We start from the raw sequence: 22,610 nt of genomic DNA, 5'->3' as shown, positions 1-22,610 counted from the left end.
CAATATTATTTACCAGCAAAGCTGGATTTAATGTAAAAAATCACAATGCGCTTTTTTCTTTCGCGGTATCGATATAACTGTGCTCTGTAGGGTTAACCAACAAGCTAAAATTATAAATAAATGGCAAATTATGGGTTCTGGCCGCCACTTCACCCTGCTGGGTCGCAATGTGATAACCGGTAATATCTGAACAGGCAAATTCGTTATCGATTAACGCCAGCGCAATCGTTGATTGCAGCATCGGTGAATAAACGCTATTGATCACCATTCCAACCACTTTGCCGTCCACTGTCACCTCATCCCTGATATTAATCGCACAACAGCCAGAGAGCGGCAGAATACCTACCAGTTTAGATTTGACGTTACCCGCAGAGAGCGCTTCAACCCCCTGCTTGCCGATAAAGTCTTCTTTGTCGTACTGGATGGCCCATTGCATCTGGAGTTCAACTGGATTAATTGAATAATCGCTATAAATCGCCGGATCCCAGCATGGGTTTTCGACGCGAGCAGTCTGCTGATAGTTAAGGCCGCCGGTAACCAGATCGAATTTGGCGCCAATTGCCTGTAATTGCTGCCAGCTTTCAGCCAGAACCTGGCGTTCGCCAATTAATAAATAAGCAAATTCACCATGCTTACCACAGCGGAATACCAGTAATTCGTCGTCGGTATTCATATATTCGTGATAAGGCAGGCCGATAATGTCATAGCCATAATTTTCCGCCAGCAGCTCCCAGGCATAAGGGCCTTCCAGCTGAATTGCGCCCCAGCTGTCGGTATCCATAGCATGAATAACCGGTCTCTGCTGGATATCCAGTTGTGGATAGTGGTCAAGAATATAATTTAGTCTTTCAATCAGCTCCGCCGCGTTGCGGTTCTCTGACAGCAGATAGTAACCATCGGAGGTACAGAGTACATAGACATCGCCCCAGATTGTGCCATCTTCATTTAACAGCAGAGAGTAAATACCCTGCTCATCGCGGATAATGGAGATATCGGCGGAGGTCATATGGTTGACCAGCGACCAGGCGTCATCCCCCATTACGCTGACAATGGAAAGATGACTAAAGTCCGTCAGCAGCATGTTTTCGCGCGCTGCGCGATATTCCTTTTCCGGCTGTGAGTAACATGCCGGGACCTGTTTTCCGTTATAGACTCCCATTTTAACCGGGTGCCCTAAATGTAATTTCTGAAGTGCGCTCATAGTAAACCTTTAATATTCTATTCTGAATCCGGCTTTTTGTTCTTTAAAACAAAAGTCGCCAGATTGTTAATGCTGCGCATATAGGAAGGGTCATCACCTTCACTCACCTGAATGCCAAATACTTTATCCAGCAGAACTAAAATTTCGGTCGCATCAACCGAGTCCAGTTTCAGGCCGTTACCGAACAGCGCGGTATCGTCATCAATTTGCGATTCCGTTTTTGGAATGTTTAGTCGTTGAATAATTTCAATCTTAATGCGCTGCAGTACGGCTTTGCGCTCGATAATATCTTCTTTAATCGTATTCACTCTGAAATAACCTTTATTATTTATCTTCTCTGAAGTTTATGACTGTGCCCTGGCTAATAATTCTTTTACCAACATGTGCTGACACGGCATAATGTTTAAATCCCTGACTGTCAGAAAATGCCAGTTTACTCATTACTTCAATGGTATCTCCCGGCCAGGCGATATCTTTAAATTTTAGATTTTGCGCAGCAAGCACGCCACGCACCTTCAAACGTCGTGCTTTTATTATCTCCAGCATCTCTTCGCCTCTGGCCTGCGACTCAATATCACGCAGGTTTCTCAGCGCAGCGCCGGTTTTCTGTTCCCAGATATCACAAATATCGGTCAGAAATGAGAGATACTCACTAGCCTGACCAAATATCTCAGCGATAATAACACCCGGCATAATCGGGTCGTCAGGAAAGTGGCCCTGTAAATAAGGTTCATTAAAGGTGACATGCTTAATCACCTTAATGAAGCCATTATCGCCGTATTTATAGTCCACAATGCTGTCAACCATAACCAGCGGCTGGCGCCAGCCGCCCATATGTAAAAAAACCTTTGCCGGCAAGGGGGTTCGACCGTTTCTGGACATGATCTACCGCATCACAAGGCCGCCATCGATAACGATGGTCTGGCCGACTATATAGCTGGAAGCCGAGGAACTTAAAAACATCACGGCATTGGCTACTTCTTCACAGGTTCCCAGCCGCTTCAGCGGCACGGTCGCCATTACGCCACGGACAACCTGGCGGGAAACTTTTTTGACCATACGCGACTCAATCATGCCGGGCGCTACCGCATTCACCCTTACCCCACGACCAGCCAGTTCAGCGGCCAGAGTACGGGTAAACGCCAGCAGCGCGCCTTTTGAGGCGCTGTAGTTACACTGGCCGACGCTGGGTATTATCGCGGCGATCGACGCCATATTGACAATGGCAGCGGCGGATGAGCCGCGCAACAGACGCAGCGCTTCACGTGTCAGTGAAAAGGTGCTGAGCAGATTGGTGTCAATCACATCGCCAAATTCGTCTGACGTCATTGCGGAAAACAGATTGTCTTTCACAATCCCGGCATTATTAATCAGCACATCCAGCTGTCGGGCCTTTTCATCCAGCTCGCTGCACAGATTCTTCACTGCCTGCTTATCCGCCAGATCGCACTGTAAAATATGCAAATTTTCGCCCTGCGGATGGACGCTTCTAAGTAGCTCCAGCTCCACTGCGTTTGATTTATAAAGCGCATAGACCTGACATCCCTGATGCAGGAATTTGTCACATATGGCGAGGCCAATATCACCACTGGCGCCGGAAACCAGCACTTTTTTATTAATTAAATCGCTAAATTGATACATCACTTAACTCTGCAAATAGATGTCAAGACAATATTGTCACGGCCAGAGCATAGGTTCGGCAGTGTGAAATACTGACTGAAATATTCGTTAATTGCTTATCACTGAAGATTTGCTTCAGTTTCCCTTTCAGCGTCAGGAACGGACAACCATATTCATCATGATCTATTTCAATGTCCTGAAATGTAATGCCATTTCTGAATCCGGTGCCAATAGCTTTTACCACTGACTCTTTAGCCGCCCAAAAACCTGCGGCGCGTTCATAATTAATCTCTTCAAAATGAATTTTCTTTAATTCATTTTCGGTATACACCCGCGAGAGGAAACGCATTTCTCCCCAGTTGATTGCCTGCCTGATTCTATCTATTTCGACAACATCTGTTCCGATAACCATTTTCCGACCGCTAAATCTGATAAGAGATATTGAAGTTCAGGATAAAATCATCAACCCTTAAGCCATTTGGATACCATAACGGTTTTGACACCGATGTATCGTAACCTAATGAACCCAGGCTGCCTTTTATTCCGGTTGTAGCCCCCAATAATTTACTGTCGTCAAACGCCCCGGCCGGATAGACATCACCCCATATTTGTCCGTAGTCCACCGCACTGTACCACTCCATATTTTTGATGCCGGTCAATGCGCTAATGCCATTCTGAACATAGAACCCTTTATCGCCGTTCAGTTGCTGGCTATTTTCAAACCCTCTGACATTCCAACGGTTGCCAAGTGAAATCTGATCCTGCAGGGTTAACCTCGCCGGAGAATATTGCCCGCCGGTTTTCAGGCTATACCAGGCATTAACCCAACTGACGTTAAGCAATTTCAGATAACTGGCATCCAGATAAAACAAATGGCTGGCAGTGCTCGCTTCGCCGGTTTTCATATCCGGTGTTTTATCAGCGCCCAATATTGGCAAAAAACGCTGATAAGATAGCGTGGAATCAACCACGGCTCTGGTCAGGTTCTGTTTATAGTTCAGGCCGAACCGGATATTAGTCATATCCCTTTTTTGCAGGGCTAACTCAATATCATTCAGATGATAATTAACATATCTCTTCGTTAATTCAGCGCTGGCCGAAACTTTCTTACTCTGGTCGCGATAGAGGTTTCTGCTGCTTTTAAAACTCAAATACTGACTTTCACCCTTATAAGTTAGATTAAGCGGACCGGAACTAATCTGCTGTCGGGACTCGCTGTTACTGAAGAACAATTCAAAATCCCAGTAGCCAGCTGGGAACGAATACCACAGGCTGTAACTGCTATAGCCCCCGGATGGACGCCCAACGTTTTGGCTACCGGAAACATAGAAAATATCATTCACCCCCGACAGGTTATAGAGATAAAACGCTCCCCCGGCCAGGTTTTTACCGGTACTCTTATCCCCCCAGTTATTTATCCAGGCACGGGCATCCCAGTTTTTATCCGTCTGGGCGGTGATTACCACATTGCTGTAGTGCTCTTTGCTTCCCGGTTCGATATTAACTTTAACCTTCGATCCTGGATGCTTCTGTAAAACTTCCAACCCCTGTTCGATATCCCGTAGGTTGAGGATATCATCCGGCTTAAAAGGCAGAATCCACGGGGAGATTTTTTCTCCCTGAATGCTGACTTTTTCAATTTTTCCAGCTGCGATGTTTAACACCAATCGGTTTGAGGACAACCGCTGATTGGGTATTTCAACTCTGGTGGTCACATAACCTTTTTTAATTAAGGCATCCTGCAGATTCTTTGCCAGGATATTAATTCCGGATACACCCAGGCAATACCCGGTCGCCTGTTTCCTGATATTATCGTACCAGGCGCGATCAAGGAAACTACCTTCAATAACCAATTCTTTAACTATAAAACAATTCTTCTCGGTTGGAAACTGGATCTCTTCTTTCTTGCTGTTGTCCAGTGAGGAAAAAACATCCTTGCTGATAACCGTATTTTCTTTTCTGGTGCTTTTCTCAATCGTCTCCTGAGATTTAATCATCCCATTCAAACTTTCATTGGCAAGCGCGGGGTAGCTAAATAAAAACACAAAAAAAAACAGCATCCCGAAAAATTTATTTATCATAAAATTAGTTAAGTCAGAGGCAACCGAGGTTGCCTCTGTTTTAGCCCTTATTTACAGTATTAGAGACCGACAATAATGTTATGGTTAGTCACTTTTTTCACGTCCAGATCCAGTCCTTTCAGGCCGCCCACGGTGCCCCACAAGGTGTTGAACAAGTGATTAGCGGTAACTATTGCTGAGCCTTCGGTGAAAATGTTGCCATAATTGGTAATGGTTCCTTCAGAAGAAACATCCATCTTGTTATTAGCATGGATATCGCTCCAGTTCAGAATTCCATAATTGGCATTCAGCTTCAACTCATTACCAGCATTAATAGTGTTAAAGTTCGTCACCAGACCTTGAGTACTAATCGCCGCATTGTTTTTTGCGGTGATGTAACCAAAGTTATCCAAATTGTTTTTCATATTCAATTTCAGATTGTTTTCGGCGGAAATAACACCTGTGGCATTATTATCGCGCAGGCTACCAGAACTCCAGTTGCTCAGAGACTCAACATCAATATTTAAATCTCCACCTGAGTGCAGGGTTGAGTAGTTGTTATTGAACGATTTTGCTTTGATGTCTGCTGCGGTGTTGCCCACCAGCAAACTGGCGTAGTTACTAATGTAATTACTGGCGTTCAGCTTTAAAGCGCCCGCTTTAGCAACGATACGGCTGTAGTCGTTGTAGACATTTTTAGCCGAGATATCGACCAGGCTGCTTCCGATGATGCCGCCAGGCTGATCTTTAATGCCAAAATAGACCCCGAAATTACGGCCAAAGTCGTTAGAGTAATTGTTGTACAGGGTACCCTGCGCAGCAAGGGTAACTTTATTCTTCGCCACCATCAGCGCGGCATTGTTATCAATATCACCAGCGGAGATCAGATTAATGTCTTTCCCCATCATCAGGCCGCCGTGGTTATTGATGCGCATGCCTTTCAGATTAAGTTGTTCATCTGAAGACATTACGCCAATGTAGTTTTCAATATTGCCATTGGTAGCTTCAACATTGACATTGCCGATCGCGCCAATTCCGCCCATGCTGTTGTCAACGGATTTTGCCAGTACGGAAATATCTTTGTAGGTACTGATTTTGCCATTGCGATTGTTGACAAGGCCAGTGCTATTGATACCAATATTACCGGTAGAGGCGATTTGACCCGCGTTGTACAGGTTGCCTGCGGCAATTTCAACACCACCAATTCCGGCAATAATTCCCCTGGAATCCTCACTTACGGTATCAGCGGATTTAGTATTGTTATTCCACAGGTTGCCTTTGGATGCATCAATTTTCACCCGACCGGTGGCGGAACGGATCAGACCGCGGGTGTTATCAACATAGTCATTGCTGGTCATGTCGATATTTTGGTATGCGTCGATGATGCCGTTGTTATTGTTAACTTTAGAAGATTTAGTACCGACGTAATAGCCTTTGATCTGACCATCACGGTTATCAAGATGGCCGGTTTCCATAACCACTACCGTCGCTTCCATGCCAACGGTTTTACCTTTACCGGAGTTAACCAGCTCAGCGCCATTGGTGTTGATAGCCAGGGTACCAGCGGTTGCCACTTTGCCGTTAGTATTGATAAAACTGCCGCTGTTCACGCCAATATACTGACCAGCAATTAGGTTACCGGAACGGGAGTTGTCAACGGTATTTTTGCTGGTATCGATATAGACCGATTTATCCGCAGCGATGTTACCAGTAACGTTATTTAGCGCCCCGGCTGTCTGGATACTGATGTCTCCGGCAGATTTGATGGTCGCGCTGCTGTTAATCAGCTCGCCGCGGGTGTCGATCTGAATGCCGCCATTACCGGCTGCCAGTACACCGTTGTTGCGCACGCCAACACCCTTTTCAGTACTGACCAGGGTGATTTTGTCAGAATACATGCCGCCAATCTTCGCTACATCGAGGCTATACCAGCCGCGAGAGCCGGTAGCTTTAACCTCTCCGAGTACCTGATTGTTAGTGGCAACATAGTTGTTACCCAACACTACCGTCAGCTCTTTATTCGCGGCAACAGTGCCGTTAATCACAGCAGAGCGGGCAAGGATAGCGGTTGGCGAATCAGAGGTCAGTTTGCCGTTAACCTTGATATCACCGCCGTTAACGCTGTAGCCTTCCAGCATGCCATTTTTCATATCCGGCTTGCCGGTAGTCAGCGTGACGCTTTCGGTGTTAATAAAGCCGCAGCTGTTACAGCTAATACCTGAAGGGTTAGCAATAATAAGCTGTGCTTTACTGCCGGCAACTTCCATCAATCCGTTAAGGTCGCTACGGTTACGTGACTGAACTTCGTTCAGAATAACGCTGGCTGCCCCAGTGGAAAGATTGGTGTTACCCCCAATTTGACCCGCCAGCACGGTATTGGCGCCATTCTGGCTGTTGTTAAAAATCAGACCTTCATTTCCCACATTAAATTTATCATAGATATTGTGAGAGATACCATTAGAGTTTGCTTTATTAATATCAATAACAGTTATACCATTAACCTGGTTAACGGAATCACTATGCATATCAATATTGGCCTGAGCAACCACAGGCAATGCCAGTAACAGCGCTGCGGTAACAGGGTTAACTTTTAATAATAAATGCTTATATTTTTTACTGACCATTCTAACCTCTGGTGAGATTGACTACTTATTTCTGATTGCACTTCACTAACGCTGTCTGCAAATAACTATTTGAAATTCGCATTAATGTTTGTGCGATTATCGACATCCATGAATGCATGGATGGTTAAATCGATATCAGGGATCAGGTGTTACTTTCCTGGCGGTTAAAATGTCTATGTTTGCCACTGAACTCGTCAGCAGCATTAACTTAAGCATTTAATCGATACAGAATTGAAACATCCCTGTTTTTGATATTCCCTGCATAAATGAGAGTCGTTCTTACTGTGCAAGAAAAAGAGCTGAACGATATGTCTTATCGGCAGTCTTAACCTTTGTTCATCCGAATAGCCGATGCTACCGCCCAGACTAAGTTGACATCCGGTTCAACCTCACATTTATGGCGCTGATAATCTGTGCTTGCTGCACACAGCTCAAGCGCTTTCAGATCCGGGGGCATATATAGATTAATAATCCTAAATAATGATTTTAGTTAGATAAAAACTCTGCCAAAAGTAAATTTATTCATGTTTTTTAGAATAAAATACTCATTCAGGCCTTTTTTTCTAACAAGTATGGGTATAATCATGCAGTTGACTGATTTACTGGATGTTTTTGGAAAAAGGTTTTGCACTGACTGTATGCCGCGGGGGGATTTTCGCTACCGGGGTGGGGCTGGCTGCGAATTGCCAGCGCCAGTCAACGGCCGTGGAATGGTTAATCAGCGCATCTGATTCGCTGGGTTTCAGGCATAAAAAAAAACAGAACCGCAAGAGTTCTGTTTTTCAGTACTGGCAAAGTATGTTCAGTCGCGCCGGTTGCAGATCATCAATGGAAATGCGCCGTCGCCAATAATCAGCGTGTTCGCATTGATAAAGCGAAACCCATAAATATCTTTCTCCATCGACCGATTGACAATCAGATTTTTAATACCTTCAGGCAATTCAGGTTCGCTGAAAAAGTCATTTTTCGAATGATTTAACATTTGCACATGATAGAAAGCGCGTTGATCGGCTGAAACATAACTATAAAACATCAGGTGGTTAAACTTGTACTCGATGTTCTTCGCGCTGACACTGCCGCTGAATTTCAAGCTCCCGGTATGGTTACCGGTGAAAATAACCACAGCTTCGGCATTCATGGTCACGGCACCATACTGTTTACTGATAAAGTTGCGGTTGACCGTTGAATTACAGCTGAACGACGATTGCTGCTGCGTTTTTTTTATCCCATACCAGACTGCAAGCTGTACGACCAGAAACAACCCTGCCCAGAAGAAATAGTGAACTTTTTTTTTCATCTCTCAACTCGATGTCGAATAATTTTCACATGAAGATTTCGATTCATCACTGAACAGGCGGCAAAATGAGACAAGTTCGCGACGGTCATAAATCATTTTCGTCTGCCCGTTAGTAAAGGCATAATAAACGTTATATTTCTGACTGTTACAACTCACTTGATGCTTTTTAAGTAACCTTTCCAGCGTTGCGTTGCCGTAGGCGATTTCCTCTTCATCTGGTTGATGGAAAATGAAAAGCGTGCACTGACCGACACGGCCAATCTGCCATAGCCGGACATCGACATTGTTCAGCGGCTGATACCGGTCAAAATAGGTCAGCGGCAACAGCAGAGTCACTAATACCGCGGCTGTAAACAGATAAAGCGGTTTTATTCGCGCGATGTTCCGGTTGGTTGTGGACCGTAGCGTTGCCGTTGCTACAGCAGCATTATATGCTGCCGTGGTAACTTTCAGCGCCGCAACCTCCGCCGGTAACTCTCCCGCTGGCTGGTCAGCCGGTTCACTTACCGCTGGCTGGTCAGCCGGTTCACTTACCGCTGCGGCGGCAGGCTGCCGCTGGTCTTCAATGAGCACCCTGGCGCTGAAAGTAATACCCACCCGTGGCATGGTTTTGATTATTTCATCTCCCTGATGGAGAGTAATAAACGCCCGACGAATGACACCCAGATAATTGGAAAGATTACTTCCTGAAACGGTTAGACCATTACTTTCCCATGCTTCTTCCATCAATGAGTTTCGTGAAATAATAATCCGCGAATTCCGCACAAAAACATTGAGCAGAAAAATAGCGGGTTGAGGAATCTCAACGCTGTCACCGCTGGTTATGTTAATGAGCATCCCTGCATCCGGGTCATACTCAATTATATCATTAATGATAACTTTCATCATTACATCACCAAGATTTTAATTGAGTAAGTATAGCACAGTTTTTTCGGACCAACTTTCACTACCTTGTGTTGCGATTGAATATATTTTCCAGCCTGAAGTTATCAGATACTATTAATAAGCTAAGATGGAGAGAATTGTCACAGTGAAATTTCTGAGCGATATTTCTCCGGTGGCAGTACACCGTCTTCCTATCGATGCTTAGAATATCACTAATCTGTGTTGCAGTCCTGTTATCCAGCAACAGCGCGTAGACTTCACGCTCACGGGCGGTTAACGGTTCAATAATTTTCGCCAGCGCATCTGTAACGCGCAACTGTGAAGTGACCACCTGATTGATGGTCTTACGCCAGTCGTACAGCGAGGCATCGATATCGATGCCGTTGATATAAAACCGCAACGCTTTCCCTCTGCCTTCCGAGAGGTAGAACACCTTGTATGAACGAAAATCACCCTCAGCCATCCCCCAGGGATAGCGATAGATAAAGCGGCTTTCAATAAACAATAATTTTTGCGTGCAGAAGCGACTGGTTAATAACTCCTCACACAATAAACGAATGCCCTCTACCAGATACAGGCTATTGGATATGACTTTTACGGTATGCATACCAAATTGCATAATCTGGCAGTCTTCTGACGCTTTGTTGACCAAATCATCATTGTAATTTGGCTCGATATATTCCCTCATATTGCGCATGAGGTTTCTCCAGAGGAATAATGGTTACAACTGAAAAACAGTTGCCATACCATTCACAATATTTATTAGATTAATATTATTTCTGTACGCATCATAATAAGCATTCACGGATGAAATTTGTGAATTCAGATATTCATTTTCCGCGCCCAATACATCCAGCAATGAGCGTTTATTCAAATAAAACCATTGTTCATAATACATCTCTCTTATATGCCCATTTTCTACGGCCAGATCCTTAAAATTAGTACCGTTGAGATAACTCATATCGCGCTGCTGATAAAGCAACCTGAAGCGATATTCCAAATCCCGGACTAGTTGTTCACTTTTCATTTTACTTGATGTTGCGCGGCTGGCCGCGCTACGCTGGGCTGCGGCGGTCGTCCCTCCATTATACAGGCTCCATTCGACATTAACTCCTGCACTCCATGCGTCCTCACGACCTAAGTCATCTTTAGCGGTACTTTTATTAATGACAAAGTTGACTGACGGTAAGTAGTCCCGCTTTAACGCCTCAACATTTTTTATGCCGGATTCATACTCCAGCGTGCTCTGCTCTACCTCCGGATTATGTTTAATATTTTGCTCTAATGATTTATTGACGATAAACAGCGCGCGCCAGTCCAGTGACGCAGGCACCGTGCTCGTCCGGCCGGTTAACCGTATAAGTTTTTGCTGGCTGTCTGCAATACTACTTTCAATACGGGTGATACTGGTTAGCGCCTGTAATTCACGGGCGCGGGCCTGAACCAGTTCGCTACGGCGGCCCTGATCTTGGGCAACAATTTGTTCCAGCATCCCTACCAGTTTATCCATGCGTGCTTTGTGCTGCTTTGAAATAGCCAGCTGCTCGCCATACTGCTGAATATCCAGCACGGTGAGGATTATTGAGGACATAATCTGGTTACGGTTAATCTCTATTCCTTTCTCACTGGCGCGTGCGGCGGTTTCGGCACCATCAATCGCCAGCCCGGTTTTACCGAAGTCAGTCACCAGCGTTTTCACGCTTATCCCCAAGCTGCTATCGCTCATGTCCTTTTGCGTCTGGCTGCGATTGCCGCTGCCATATTGAGTTACCGGCGAGCTGGAAGAGAGTGTCACCTGTGGCAAACGGCGACCTTTAATCTGGTCGATATCGCCGCGCGCGGCGTCATAATCTGCCGCTGCGCCCTGAATTTCAGTGCTGTATGCCACTCCCTGTTTAAGCAGGGTCTTTAACCATCCCATTCCGGAGGTATCGGCTGGCTGGCGGCCAGTAGCGGCAGCCTCTGCGACAAGTGGCTGAAAATGCAGCGTACCCACTTCGCGCTCAGATGAGGACGCATGCTGAGAGCCAGTTAACTGGCTTTGGCCGAATACGCTACAGGATGTAGTTAACCCCGATGCCAGCAGCAGCACGCTGCTTACTAACTGTACTAATTTCATTATCTTTCTCTGAACGCTTCGCGAGCTTTAAAAACAGGTTTAAGGATGTAGTCCATGATGGTTTTTTTACCGGTACGTATTTCCACATTGGCCAGCATGCCGGGCAAAATGGTGAATACTTTATTCTTCACTTTTAGCTCAGCGCTATCGGTGCGGATATAGACACGGTAATAATTGGCATCACCTCGTCCCTGACGTGCTTTTTCTTCGTCTTTTAAGGTATCGGGAGAAATACTCTCAATCGTTCCCTGTAATGCGCCATAAATCGCATAGTCATAGGCGGTCACTTTTACCGTAGCGGGCAGACCCGGACGTAAAAATGCCACGTCGGCCGGTTTAATCCGCGTTTCAATTAATAGCTTGTCTTCCAGCGGGATAATGGTCATCACTTGCCCACCCTGCGGAATAACTCCGCCGAGCGTGGTGACATTAATATTATTTACCGTACCACGAACCGGTGATATCAGGCTGGTACGGTTCATCATATCGGCACGCGCCGTCAGATTTTCCGTATTCTGCGCCAGTTCACTCTCATATTTGACCAGATCGCTGTTTGCCTCCGCGCGGAATTTATTTTCCCGTTCGGCAATCTGTAAGCGCAGATCGTTGGCCTGCCGTTTCATGCGCAGCAATTCAACTTCAGACATCAGCCCTTTTTTTACCAGCGGAGCTGACAGGTTAATCTCATTCTCCGCCAGCGCCAGGCTGTTGCGCAGCGTGGTGTTACTATCAGCCAGTACGCGCTTGCGGGCCTGCCAGGCTTGGGTCTCATTATGAACGATTGAGGCATTGGCTTTCACATCATCTGGAAATTCCAGCGGAGTATTCCAGGCTTCAGCGCGTAAGCGGGCAATGGTGCCTTTCAAGCCAAGAATCTTGGATGCTCCTTCGCGGTACATGGATGTCGCCCGGGTGGGATCTATTTTCGCCAGCATCGCGCCCTTTTCGACAATTTCACCTTCGTGTACCTGTAATGCTTCGAGAATACCGCCTTCAAGGCTCTGGACAATTTTCTCCTTACTGGCGGGAATAACTGTTCCTTCACCGGCGGTGATCTCCTCAACCTGGGCATAATGCGCCCATACGCCGGCACTGATCATGATTATCATAATCAGATAAATAACCGTCAGCGACAGCGGTGTCTTTTGCGTAATAATTGCTGCGCGTAAATCATGGACAAAAGGGTGATCCTGCCCGGCAAGTTTGCCTTGCGGGGGCATATTCTCGTTACTCATGGTTAAATCTCTATTAACGTGCTTATATTAACTGAATTAAAAAATGCTTCGGTTATTTATTTAATTGTTCGATCACGGCATTCTTTTCACCATCCGCGACAATTTTCCCGTCATCAATCACAATCAACCGGTCGACAATCTCCAGCAATGAAAAACGGTGCGTGACCACAATCAGCGTCTGATTGGATAAAGCGCGCTTCAGATAATTGATAAATACCATTTCACTCATCGCATCCATAGAGCTGGTTGGTTCATCCATTAATAGAATCTGCGGCTGCAACAACAGCGAACGCGCCAGTGAAACCAGTTGCTTCTGCCCGCCGGATAAGTTCTGCCCCATTTCACCTACCGGCATCTCATATCCGCGTGGATGGCTGGCGGCAATACGATCTACTCCGGTCATGTTAGCCACCGCCAGTATGCTTTCATGGCTGGCATTGGGTTTACCTAGGGTAATATTCTCTCTTAGCGTCCCGGAGAACAGTCGATTATCCTGCCCAACATAGCCTACTGCAGTTCGCCAGTCTGCGGGGTCAATCTGGCTGCAGTCGAGCTGGTTTAATAACAGCGAACCTTTGCCAGGGGTGTAGAGTCGCGCCAGCACTTTGAGCAGGGTCGATTTTCCACTGCCAATATTACCGATGATACCGACCCGCTCGCCCTGTTTAATGGTAAGCGTGACATCTTTCAGCGTTTGCCGCGCATCGCGTGGGTCGCTAACCGGATAGCAGAACTCCACGCCTTTCAGGCTGATATCCCCTTTCAGATGCGACAGTGACAGATAATTACGCTGCTCATCGCGCTCAAGCGGCATGGCCATTAGCAGGTTTAAAGAGCTTAATGCCGCTTTTGCCTGCTGATATCTCAGCGTCAGCCCGACCACTGCGGCCAGCGGCGCGACGGCGCGCCCGGAAAGGATTACCGCGCCAATCATTCCACCCATCGTCAGCTCGCCAGCGGTAATCAGATAAACGCCCATTACCACTATCGCTACAGAAGCCAGCTGCTGAATAAGCGAAACGGCATTAAGGGTTAATCCTGACAATATTTTTGACTGCATCGACGATGCTGAGGCTAGCGCGCTGTAATCATCCCAGCGTTTCTGCATTACCCCTTCGCCGCCAACCGCCTTGATTGATTCTAGCCCTTCAATAGTCTGGATTAGCAGCCCCTGCTTCATAGAGATTTCACGCAGGTTTTCTTTCATTTTACGCGCCATCGGCCACTGGATAATGACGCTTAACAGTAATATCAGCGCCATCGCAACCAGCGGCGCCATCACCATCGGCCCGCCAATCAAATAGATCAAAAATACAAACAACAGACAGAACGGCAAGTCTGAAAGCGTGGAGAGCGTAGCCGAGGTAATAAAATCCCGTACTGATTCAAATTCCCGTAGCTGGTTGGCAAAGGAACCTGATGAAGCCGGTTTTGCTTCCATATTAATAGCCATCAGTTGGCGAAATAACGAAGACCCCACCACCAGATCGATTTTTTTACCGGCATTATCAATTAATCGGGCGCGTATCACCCGGGCGGCAAATTCAAAAATGATGGCGATAGTAACGCCAACAGCCAGCGACCAGAGGGTGACAAATGCCTGGGTAGGCACCACCCGGTCATAAACATTCATAGTAAAAAAGGTGGTTGCCAACGTGAGTACGTTGGCAACCAGCGCTGCCAGTGCGGCGCTAAAGAAATACTGCCGATAGCGCCACAGCACTGAAAATAACCAGTGACCCTGTTTGTTAATAGCGGGCAGATAAATATCCTGGTCCGCTTCACGATTGGTGGGTTGCGGGCTGCAAAACAGCGCATAGCCGTTGTAGATTTCGCTCAGCTGTTGTTCGCTGATTGTCGTCTCACCGCCGCCATTTTCGGCCGATGCGATGACCCAGCCCGCTGGTTTGCTCTTCTTGTCGCGTTTTTTCAGCACGACATAGTGTCCATCATTGGTGGCAACCACTGCAGGTAACAGCCAGTCATGGATTGAAGCAATATTGCGTTTTACCCAGGCGCTGCGCACTCCATTTTGTTCCAGCATCCGCTGAGCAATTTGCGGCGTCAGTTTTTCGCCTTTAGGCAGACCGGCATAGAGCGCATTATCACTCTTACTAAGATGGTAATGGCTGGCGATCCATTGTACAGCCCAAAGTAATTCATCGTTTGCCCGAGCAAACTGGTTAACCTGGTTCATATTTGCTAATTATTTCTCAAATCAAACTGGACTTATTACCGCAATGCATTGACTCAATGAATTATCAGTAACTACTCATAATTATTATGATTGACGTTTATCAATACCATGGTGATAGTCATTACCTTTGGCGGCCGGGAGCCGGGCGTCATTATCGGGTTTTTCGCAATTGACCACTGCTGACGCACGATTAATAAAGCGCGTTTTCTTCGACTGTTTTAACAGATTTTCTCCTTCTGCTTCATTCAGTGATAACGGTGCTGTCACTCGCTGGTCGCCATTAATCGCCAAATAGTAGCGTTTATTCGCCGGCAAATCGGCGCTCATTTTCAGTGAATGCTTTTTGCTCTGGCTGGCGACATCACCATAAGCGACTTCAAGCGTATGGCCGCCAGCAGGCATACAGAAATGACTGTATTCTCCTTTTTTCAGCGCGGCATGAAATTCGCCGTCAATATAAATCTTTGCTGAAGGCAAGGTTGACTCACTGACGCCGAGCGGCGCGTTATAAAAAACATAGAGCTCAGAAGCCTGATATTTATCCAGGCTGGTTAAAACATCTAACTGACTACGGACTGTTTCATTAACAGCCTGCGCTTTAACGGTCTGGCTGTATTGGGAAATAATCAACGAGGACAAAAAAAGCCCATTAATAATGTGTTTCACTTTCATCATGCTAACTCGGTAATGTCATTGAGAGCCTGGCATATGCAAGATATGCCAGGCTGGGTTTTCTAATTAAATAATATCGATTCTGTTTTCAATCAGTACTTCAACGTTGTCACTGACACCCCAGCTGGTGTAAGTACGCCCGTCGAGGCTGACATCTTTTCCTTGCACCCAGACAGAATTATTCCCTGGCATTTCCAGTTCAACGTTGCCGTTTTCACCGCTAATCACCAGTTGTTTCTTACCGTCTTTCAGCACCAGATCGGTTTCGCCCATGCGGATAACATCGCTGAGTTTTAATTTCAGCGTGTTATTACCATCGCCAAGATCAAACTTCTCAAATCCCGTTACCGCCGAACGTTTGGCGTTCAGGTCCAGCACCATATTGCTGCCATCCAGTACCAGCGTATCTACGCCAGCGCCACCGGCCACTGACCCAAAGTCCAGCGAGATGATTTTAATCAAATCAATGCCGTTACCGCCCATCGCCATATCCCGGCTGCCAATGTTGGCTAACAGGTCATCGCCGTCTCCGCCCAGCAGGAAGTCACGCTCTGCGGTACCAAACAGTTTGTCATTACCGGTGGTAAAGACCTGGCTAAAGTCCGGCGTTGAGTAATACACAGAATACTCTCCGGCATCGCCGGAGCTACTACCAGGCTGACCGACCGCCACATCCGCAATACCGTCTCCGTTCCAGTCACCCAATGCGACGCTATTCATCTCGGCATTATTTTTAGTGCCGCGCAGTACATAACCCTGCGATGGGTCTTTGATGATATCGGCAATACTAAAGATAGGTTTGCCGTTAACGTCATTAACGCCCCATTGCTGGTCTTTGCCGTACACGACATATACCGCACCGTTATTGGTGTAGCTGGTGTTGCCTACTTTGCCATCGGCATAGCGGGCGCCAATGATAAAGTCATCGATGCCATCACCATTTACATCTCCGGCGCCGCGGATACTGTAGCCGAACCACTCATCCTGAGCTGACTGGCTGGTCACAGACGATTTTTCATTCACTAGCAGGAAACCATCTGACGCACTGAACGTCGGTTGATAACCCGAAGGTAATGTCATGCTGGCATTTGGGAATACGTCCAGGTTCAGCGATTTATCGCCGTAGCCGCCCTGCTTGCCATAAATGACATAGACACGTCCTGGGTTGTATGGCTCTGAATAAGGTGCGCTTATGGCAAAATCATTAACGCCGTCACCGTTGATATCACCCAGTTTGGTGAGCATATTCTTCGCGTCCCAGCCACCGGAACCGCCCGCCCACTCGTAGTGCAGTGAATGGATACGGATACCCTGATCCGCAGTCAGATTGTTGAGATTCAGCTCGGAAGGTAGCCCATCTTTCGATCCATAGAGCAGATATGAGGTTCCCGCATCATAGGCGTTATGCGCGGACAGGAAGTTACCCGAGCGTGGCGCGGAAATAACGAAATCTTCAATACCGTCGCCATTTACATCCCCCACCGCGTTAAAGCTCTCACCCAACGACATGCTGTCGACTTTAGATGGATCATTTGTGTTAGGGACCTGATTCTGAGGCAGAATAGTGGTGCTGTGCACATCATCCGGCGCATACCAGTATGAGTTTTTCTTGTTCAGGGTAATGTTGTTGTAGCCCCCCTGCTTGCCATAGATAATCAGTCCCTGACCGTTATCACCGCCGACGCTGGTGTTACCGATCATCAAATCGGCATAGCCATCGCCATTGATATCGCCGCCAGAGGCGGAAACGCCCAGCCATTCGTTGGCATTGCCCGCATTACGGACCACAAAGCCATGACTATTATCCCCGTTATCAATGGCCTTCAGATCGTAGCTGCCATTGAACTGGCCCGGACCGCCATACACCACATAGACTTTGTCATTCCAGTGCGAAGCAATGATCACATCGTCATAACCATCACCATTAAAGTCTTTCAGGCTATTAACGATAAAGCCCATGCGGTCGCCGCCTGCAGCGCCATCAAAGCGTACGCCCTGTTCTGGCTTCAGTTCACTGATTTTATTTAAATCAGGCAGCCCCTCGGCAGAACCGTACAGCACCCAAGTGGCGCCATTGTCGGTGCGACCAGCGGTATTGGCGTATTGCGCATTAACAATCAAGTCATCAATGCCGTCGCCATTAAAGTCGCCAGCACTGGCGATGTTCCAGCCTAGCTGCGAAGCGCTGTCGCCTTTTACCAGATTGGTTTGGTTATGGTCGATATTTAACTGGCTGTCTTGGCCGCCCTCATCCTTAAGACTGCTGCTCCTGTTGCTCAGATTGCCAGCCTGATCTTTCACCGCCGCTTTCAGGTTATAAGTGCCATCGTGCAGGCTATAGAGATCGTGGGTCCACTCGCCTTTATCATTAACGGCGATATCGTCAGCAAAAACGGTTTCGCCTGCATCCAGCCGGCCGTTATTGTTCAAATCGTCAAACAGCACTACTTTCAGCGTGTCCAGACGGGTATCGCTACCCGAGCTGACCGTGCCATGTACCGTTGGCGTCACCACCGAAGTTTTATTATCGCTGTCAGAGACACCGGTATCGTCTTTCTTATCCAGCGCCAGGGTAGTGGTGTTGCTCGGAGCAATCGTATCCACCAGAACCGTTACGCTGTTGGCTTCACTGGCGACACCCGCTTCATTGATCACCCTGGTATTCCAGGTCCAGCTTTGATCCGTTAACTGGCGCTGATCGGCGTATGACCATTTGCCGTCCACAACCGTAAGATCAATCCAGCTTTTACCATCGTCAAATGAGATCTGCGCTTTTTCATAGGTTTTTAGCGCTTCGGTTAACTCACCATGCAGCGTCAGGATTTTGTCGCTGGTGATAAAGTCACTATCGGAGCTACCGGTATCGTCACTGATATCAGTGATGATCGATTTCGCTACCGGCGCCTGGCTGGTGAGATGAGTCTCAAACGGCGTTGACCATGTTCCGGCATTGCCCGCTGCATCTACCACGCGCGCCTGCCAGAGGTAGTCGCCATCCTCCAGCGCGTTGTCGGTAAACTCCCAATGATCCTGATTCCAGCTGGCAAAGCCGACTATTTCACCATTGCGACTGATCTCGATGCGTTCACCCGCTTCCAGCTGATCGGACAGGGTGAACTGCAGTGTTGGCGTGGTGTCATCGGTATAAGCGCCAGACTCCAGATAGCCGTGGATTGGGCCAACATTATCAACCAGTTCACTGATGGTGACCGTAGCCGCAGGGGCCACTGTATCAACCGTGATCTCCCAAATTGGGCTTGGCACACCGGTGTTACCCGCTTCATCGCCGTTGGCGGCGGTGAATTGGTGTTTGCCTTCACTCAGCGCTTCTTCCGGAGTGTATGACCAGTCACCCTTGTCATCTGCCCTGACACTGCCAATTAACTGACCATTATCATAGAGATATACCAGACCATTACTTTCCGCCCCGTTGCCGTGCAGCGTAGGTGTCGAATCGTTGGTGATACCTTCATTGTCGACCTCGCCGACAATCGCCTGTTGATCATCCAGCACGCTGGTAATCTCTGGCGTACTGAGTGGCGCAACGGTGTCGATGGTTACTACATACTCATTGGACGGAGCCGATGAGTTACCCGCTTCGTCAACCACACGTGCTTCAAAACGGTATTCATCATCCGGCAGCGGCGAGGTTATTTCAAAACTCCAGCCGGTGTCAGTAACCACTGCGGTTCCCAGCAGAATGTCGTTACACCAAATCTGTACGCGTTCACCTTCACGTAAGGCATTGCTAACCGTACCAGTCAGTGTCGGCGTGCTATCGTCGGTGATGCCATTGTTAGCCACCGAGTCGCGTATCACACCAGCATCATCTTCGACGTTGGTAATGGTTACCGTCTGCGTTGGCGCTTCGGTATCTACTGTGATAGTAATCACATCTGAGGATTCGCTGCGGTTGCCCGCCGGATCGGTAAATTCGACGCTCAGGTTATGCTCGCCGTCGCCCAGCGGCGGTTCAGGGGTGAAGCTCCAGCTGCCGTTGTCGTCAATGGTGACTTCGCCCAGCTTCTCTTCGCCGTCGTAGATGGTGACGGTGTCGCCCGGTTCGCCCTGACCGGACAGGGTCGGGGTGTCGTCGTTAGTCTGCGCGCCGTCCGCCAGGCTGCTGCCGGCGTCATCGGTCACGCCGCCGATGGACGGCTGCGCAGGCGCCACGGTGTCGACCACGATGGTGATGGTTTCAGACGGCTCGCTGCGGTTGCCGGCCGGATCGGTAACGTCGACGCTCAGGTTATGCTCGCCGTCGCCCAGCGGCGGTTCAGGGGTGAAGCTCCAGCTGCCGTTGTCGTCAATGGTGACTTCGCCCAGCTTCTCTTCGCCGTCGTAGATGGTGACGGTGTCGCCCGGTTCGCCCTGACCGGACAGGGTCGGGGTGTCGTCGTTAGTCTGCGCGCCGTCCGCCAGGCTGCTGCCGGCGTCATCGGTCACGCCGCCGATGGACGGCTGCGCAGGCGCCACGGTGTCGACCACAACGGTGAAGATGTCGGATGGCTCGCTACTGTTCTGCGCTGAATCGGTGATAACGATGTTCAACTTATGCTCGCCGTCGGCCAGTGGCGCTTCGGGCGTAAAGCTCCAGTGACCGTTTTTATCAACGATCGTTTTGCCAATTACCTGTCCATTATCGTAAATGGTAACGATATCACCCGCGCTACCGCGACCTGATAAAGTCGGAGTCGTGTCATCAGTTGCGTCGCCATTGTGCAGCGGACCGGTTTGACTGCCTTCATTATCATAAACCCCACCAATAACGGGTTTTGCCGGTTTAGTAGTGTCGACGATAATGGTAATGGTGTCAGAAAGATCGCTGTGATTACCGGCCGGATCGGTGATATCGACGCTCAGGTTATGCTCGCCGTCGTTCAGTGGCGGTTCCGGGGTAAAGCTCCAGTTGCCGTTGTCGTCAATGGTGACATCGCCCAGCTTCTCATCCCCGTCGTAGATAGTGACGGTGTCGCCCGGCTCACCCTTACCTGACAAGGTGGGCGTGGAGTCGTCGGTCTCGCCGCCATTCTGCAGCGAGTTGCCCTGTTCATCAGTCACGCCGCCAATAGAAGGTTTAGATGGCGCCACGCTGTCTACCGTAATGGTGATAACATCGGAGGGTTCGCTGCGGTGGCCTGCCGGATCGGTCATATCGATACTGAGCTTATGATCGCCATCCTTCAGCGCCGGTGCTGGCGTAAAGCTCCAGTTGCCGTCTTTATCGACCACGACTTTGCCAATCACCTGACCATTATCATAAATAGTGACGGTGTCGCCCGCATTGCCGCGACCGGACAGGGTCGGGGTGTCGTCGTCAGTCGCGTCGCCATTATGCAATGGGCCAGTAAGGCTGCCCTGATTATCATTAATTGCGCCAATTGACGGCTTAGCGGGCGCGGTGGTATCGACATCAAAATCAAATGTAGGAGATTGCGCACTGGTATTGCCATGGGAATCGGTCTGAGTAACCACAATCTGGTGGTGACCATCAGTCAGCGGCATGGCAGGCGTAAATGCCCAGTTTCCGTCTTTATCAACCTGAGTGCTGCCAATAACCTTGCCATTGGCATAGATGGTCACCAGGCAGCCCGGCTGCCCGGTGCCGGAGAAAGTCGGCGTGGCATCATCAGTCAGGCTGCCATTCGCTAATGGGACTTGCTCCGCACCGACGTTATCGCTGACCGATTTGATCATCGGCTTTTCCGGGAGTTTGTTCTCCGGTTCCGGCACTTTATCTGTTGCGTTGCCGCTGTCTTTTTTATTATTACTCAGTGACACTGCAGCTGCGGTGGCGGCACCCAGCCCTAAAGCGCCCAAAAACCATGGCAAAAATGCCACACCGCCGAGGTTCTCAGCCTGAAAAATGTCTTCATTGGCGCCGATTGCATCGCCGCCCAGCGCGGCAAGTTCAGCCTCTCCTGACATTAACTGACCAGCCTGATTGCCGCCATCTACCAGCTGATAAGCGTAAAACTGGCCGTCTTCCGCATAACCGAGGATTTTCCCATTCGGGAAGGCGTAATAATCTTCAATCAGTACAACGGGTTCATCTTCTCCTTTCAAAAAAATAGAGAGGTTGTTCCCTTCACGTTTCAGAGTAATGTTTTCAGGGGCAAAGTTATCTTCTGCATTTTTCAGATAAAATTGCGTGTCTGCTGACATCTTAACTTTCTGCAACTTACCTGAGTTAAGCTTAATTGATTCAGGCTTTTTTCCAGATTGTTGAATAATAAAAATTGCACGCATTAATAAATGTGTCCTTTAGAGCATAAGCAAGCACTGGCATACCGCCTCTTCAGCTATCAATAGTGAGAAGGGCGATGCCGACAGTTCATGAATGTTTAACTGGTTGAGTCCTGAACAGACCAGAGTATTGGCGTCTGTTAAAAATACTGAGCACGAAAGCCATTTAGCAGGGAATCCTGTAAATGGCTTTCGCCAGTCCCCTCTTTCTGAAAGGTTAAACAAATGATGAGCTTTAGGCTAAAAACCAGCAATCAGTTTCAGCAAAAGGTGAATAATTAGTTATAAATTCCGCCAAAGATTGATATTTAGATATAAATTCTGTTTTTAGGATTATTCCAAGGATTCAGAATAGGATTAGAATTGCATTTAAATATGAAGGTAAGAGAGGGATTATGGTGCAAATTGATCTAAATCAATTTATAGATTGCTTATTATTTAGCTATTAACAATG

Annotated in this window: 15 protein-coding genes; all 15 read right to left on the bottom strand. The window is 48.0% G+C overall.

Features of this window, described 5'->3' with window-relative positions; all coding sequences use genetic code 11:
- Positions 1 to 40: 40 nt before the first annotated feature.
- Positions 41 to 1,201: a glycine cleavage T C-terminal barrel domain-containing protein gene (locus D5398_RS23240; protein ID WP_120509734.1), complete on the bottom strand. Its 1,161-nt coding sequence runs from the start codon at positions 1,199 to 1,201 to the stop codon at positions 41 to 43.
- A 17-nt stretch (positions 1,202 to 1,218) separates the two neighbouring features.
- Positions 1,219 to 1,509, bottom strand: a complete 291-nt coding sequence (locus tag D5398_RS23235) for an acyl carrier protein (RefSeq protein ID WP_120509733.1) — start codon at positions 1,507 to 1,509, stop codon at positions 1,219 to 1,221.
- Positions 1,510 to 1,525: 16 nt separating this feature from the next.
- Positions 1,526 to 2,083 (bottom strand): 3-hydroxyacyl-ACP dehydratase FabZ family protein, encoded by a 558-nt coding sequence (locus D5398_RS23230; RefSeq protein ID WP_162940823.1) that lies wholly within the window; start codon positions 2,081 to 2,083, stop codon positions 1,526 to 1,528.
- A gap of 3 nt (positions 2,084 to 2,086) precedes the next feature.
- Positions 2,087 to 2,842, bottom strand: coding sequence for an SDR family oxidoreductase (locus D5398_RS23225; protein ID WP_120509731.1), 756 nt, complete (start codon positions 2,840 to 2,842; stop codon positions 2,087 to 2,089).
- A 22-nt stretch (positions 2,843 to 2,864) separates the two neighbouring features.
- Positions 2,865 to 3,233, bottom strand: a complete 369-nt coding sequence (acpS, locus tag D5398_RS23220) for a holo-ACP synthase (protein ID WP_120509730.1) — start codon at positions 3,231 to 3,233, stop codon at positions 2,865 to 2,867.
- Positions 3,234 to 3,243: 10 nt separating this feature from the next.
- On the bottom strand, positions 3,244 to 4,902 hold the full coding sequence (locus D5398_RS23215) for a ShlB/FhaC/HecB family hemolysin secretion/activation protein (protein ID WP_120509729.1): 1,659 nt from the start codon (positions 4,900 to 4,902) through the stop codon (positions 3,244 to 3,246).
- Positions 4,903 to 4,961: 59 nt separating this feature from the next.
- Positions 4,962 to 7,505: a filamentous hemagglutinin N-terminal domain-containing protein gene (locus D5398_RS23210; RefSeq protein ID WP_120509728.1), complete on the bottom strand. Its 2,544-nt coding sequence runs from the start codon at positions 7,503 to 7,505 to the stop codon at positions 4,962 to 4,964.
- An 802-nt stretch (positions 7,506 to 8,307) separates the two neighbouring features.
- Complete coding sequence (locus D5398_RS23205) at positions 8,308 to 8,802, bottom strand: hypothetical protein (RefSeq protein ID WP_120509727.1); 495 nt, start codon at positions 8,800 to 8,802, stop codon at positions 8,308 to 8,310.
- Positions 8,803 to 8,805: 3 nt separating this feature from the next.
- The gene (locus tag D5398_RS23200) at positions 8,806 to 9,690 is read right to left on the bottom strand and encodes a winged helix-turn-helix domain-containing protein (protein WP_120509726.1); all 885 of its coding nucleotides are present in this window, start codon (positions 9,688 to 9,690) and stop codon (positions 8,806 to 8,808) included.
- 58 nt (positions 9,691 to 9,748) lie between these two features.
- A complete protein-coding gene (locus D5398_RS23195) occupies positions 9,749 to 10,384 on the bottom strand; it encodes a helix-turn-helix domain-containing protein (RefSeq protein WP_120509725.1) in 636 nt (211 codons plus the stop codon).
- A gap of 24 nt (positions 10,385 to 10,408) precedes the next feature.
- On the bottom strand, positions 10,409 to 11,806 hold the full coding sequence (locus tag D5398_RS23190) for a TolC family protein (RefSeq protein WP_120509724.1): 1,398 nt from the start codon (positions 11,804 to 11,806) through the stop codon (positions 10,409 to 10,411).
- Complete coding sequence (locus tag D5398_RS23185) at positions 11,806 to 13,041, bottom strand: HlyD family type I secretion periplasmic adaptor subunit (RefSeq protein WP_120509723.1); 1,236 nt, start codon at positions 13,039 to 13,041, stop codon at positions 11,806 to 11,808. Before D5398_RS23185 ends, D5398_RS23190 begins: the two co-directional genes overlap by 1 nt.
- A 52-nt stretch (positions 13,042 to 13,093) precedes the next feature.
- On the bottom strand, positions 13,094 to 15,238 hold the full coding sequence (locus D5398_RS23180; RefSeq protein ID WP_120509722.1) for a type I secretion system permease/ATPase: 2,145 nt from the start codon (positions 15,236 to 15,238) through the stop codon (positions 13,094 to 13,096).
- A gap of 84 nt (positions 15,239 to 15,322) precedes the next feature.
- A complete protein-coding gene (locus D5398_RS23175) occupies positions 15,323 to 15,913 on the bottom strand; it encodes a hypothetical protein (protein WP_120509721.1) in 591 nt (196 codons plus the stop codon).
- Positions 15,914 to 15,976: 63 nt separating this feature from the next.
- The gene (locus tag D5398_RS23170; protein ID WP_162940822.1) at positions 15,977 to 22,075 is read right to left on the bottom strand and encodes an Ig-like domain-containing protein; all 6,099 of its coding nucleotides are present in this window, start codon (positions 22,073 to 22,075) and stop codon (positions 15,977 to 15,979) included.
- Between the last annotated feature and the right edge of the window lie 535 nt (positions 22,076 to 22,610).

Origin of the sequence: Rahnella bruchi (assembly GCF_003614975.1) — a bacterium.
In the GTDB taxonomy this organism is placed as follows: domain Bacteria; phylum Pseudomonadota; class Gammaproteobacteria; order Enterobacterales; family Enterobacteriaceae; genus Rahnella; species Rahnella bruchi.
The sequence above is the reverse complement of the archived record's forward strand: the minus strand, read 5'-3'. Positions and strand labels throughout refer to the sequence as shown.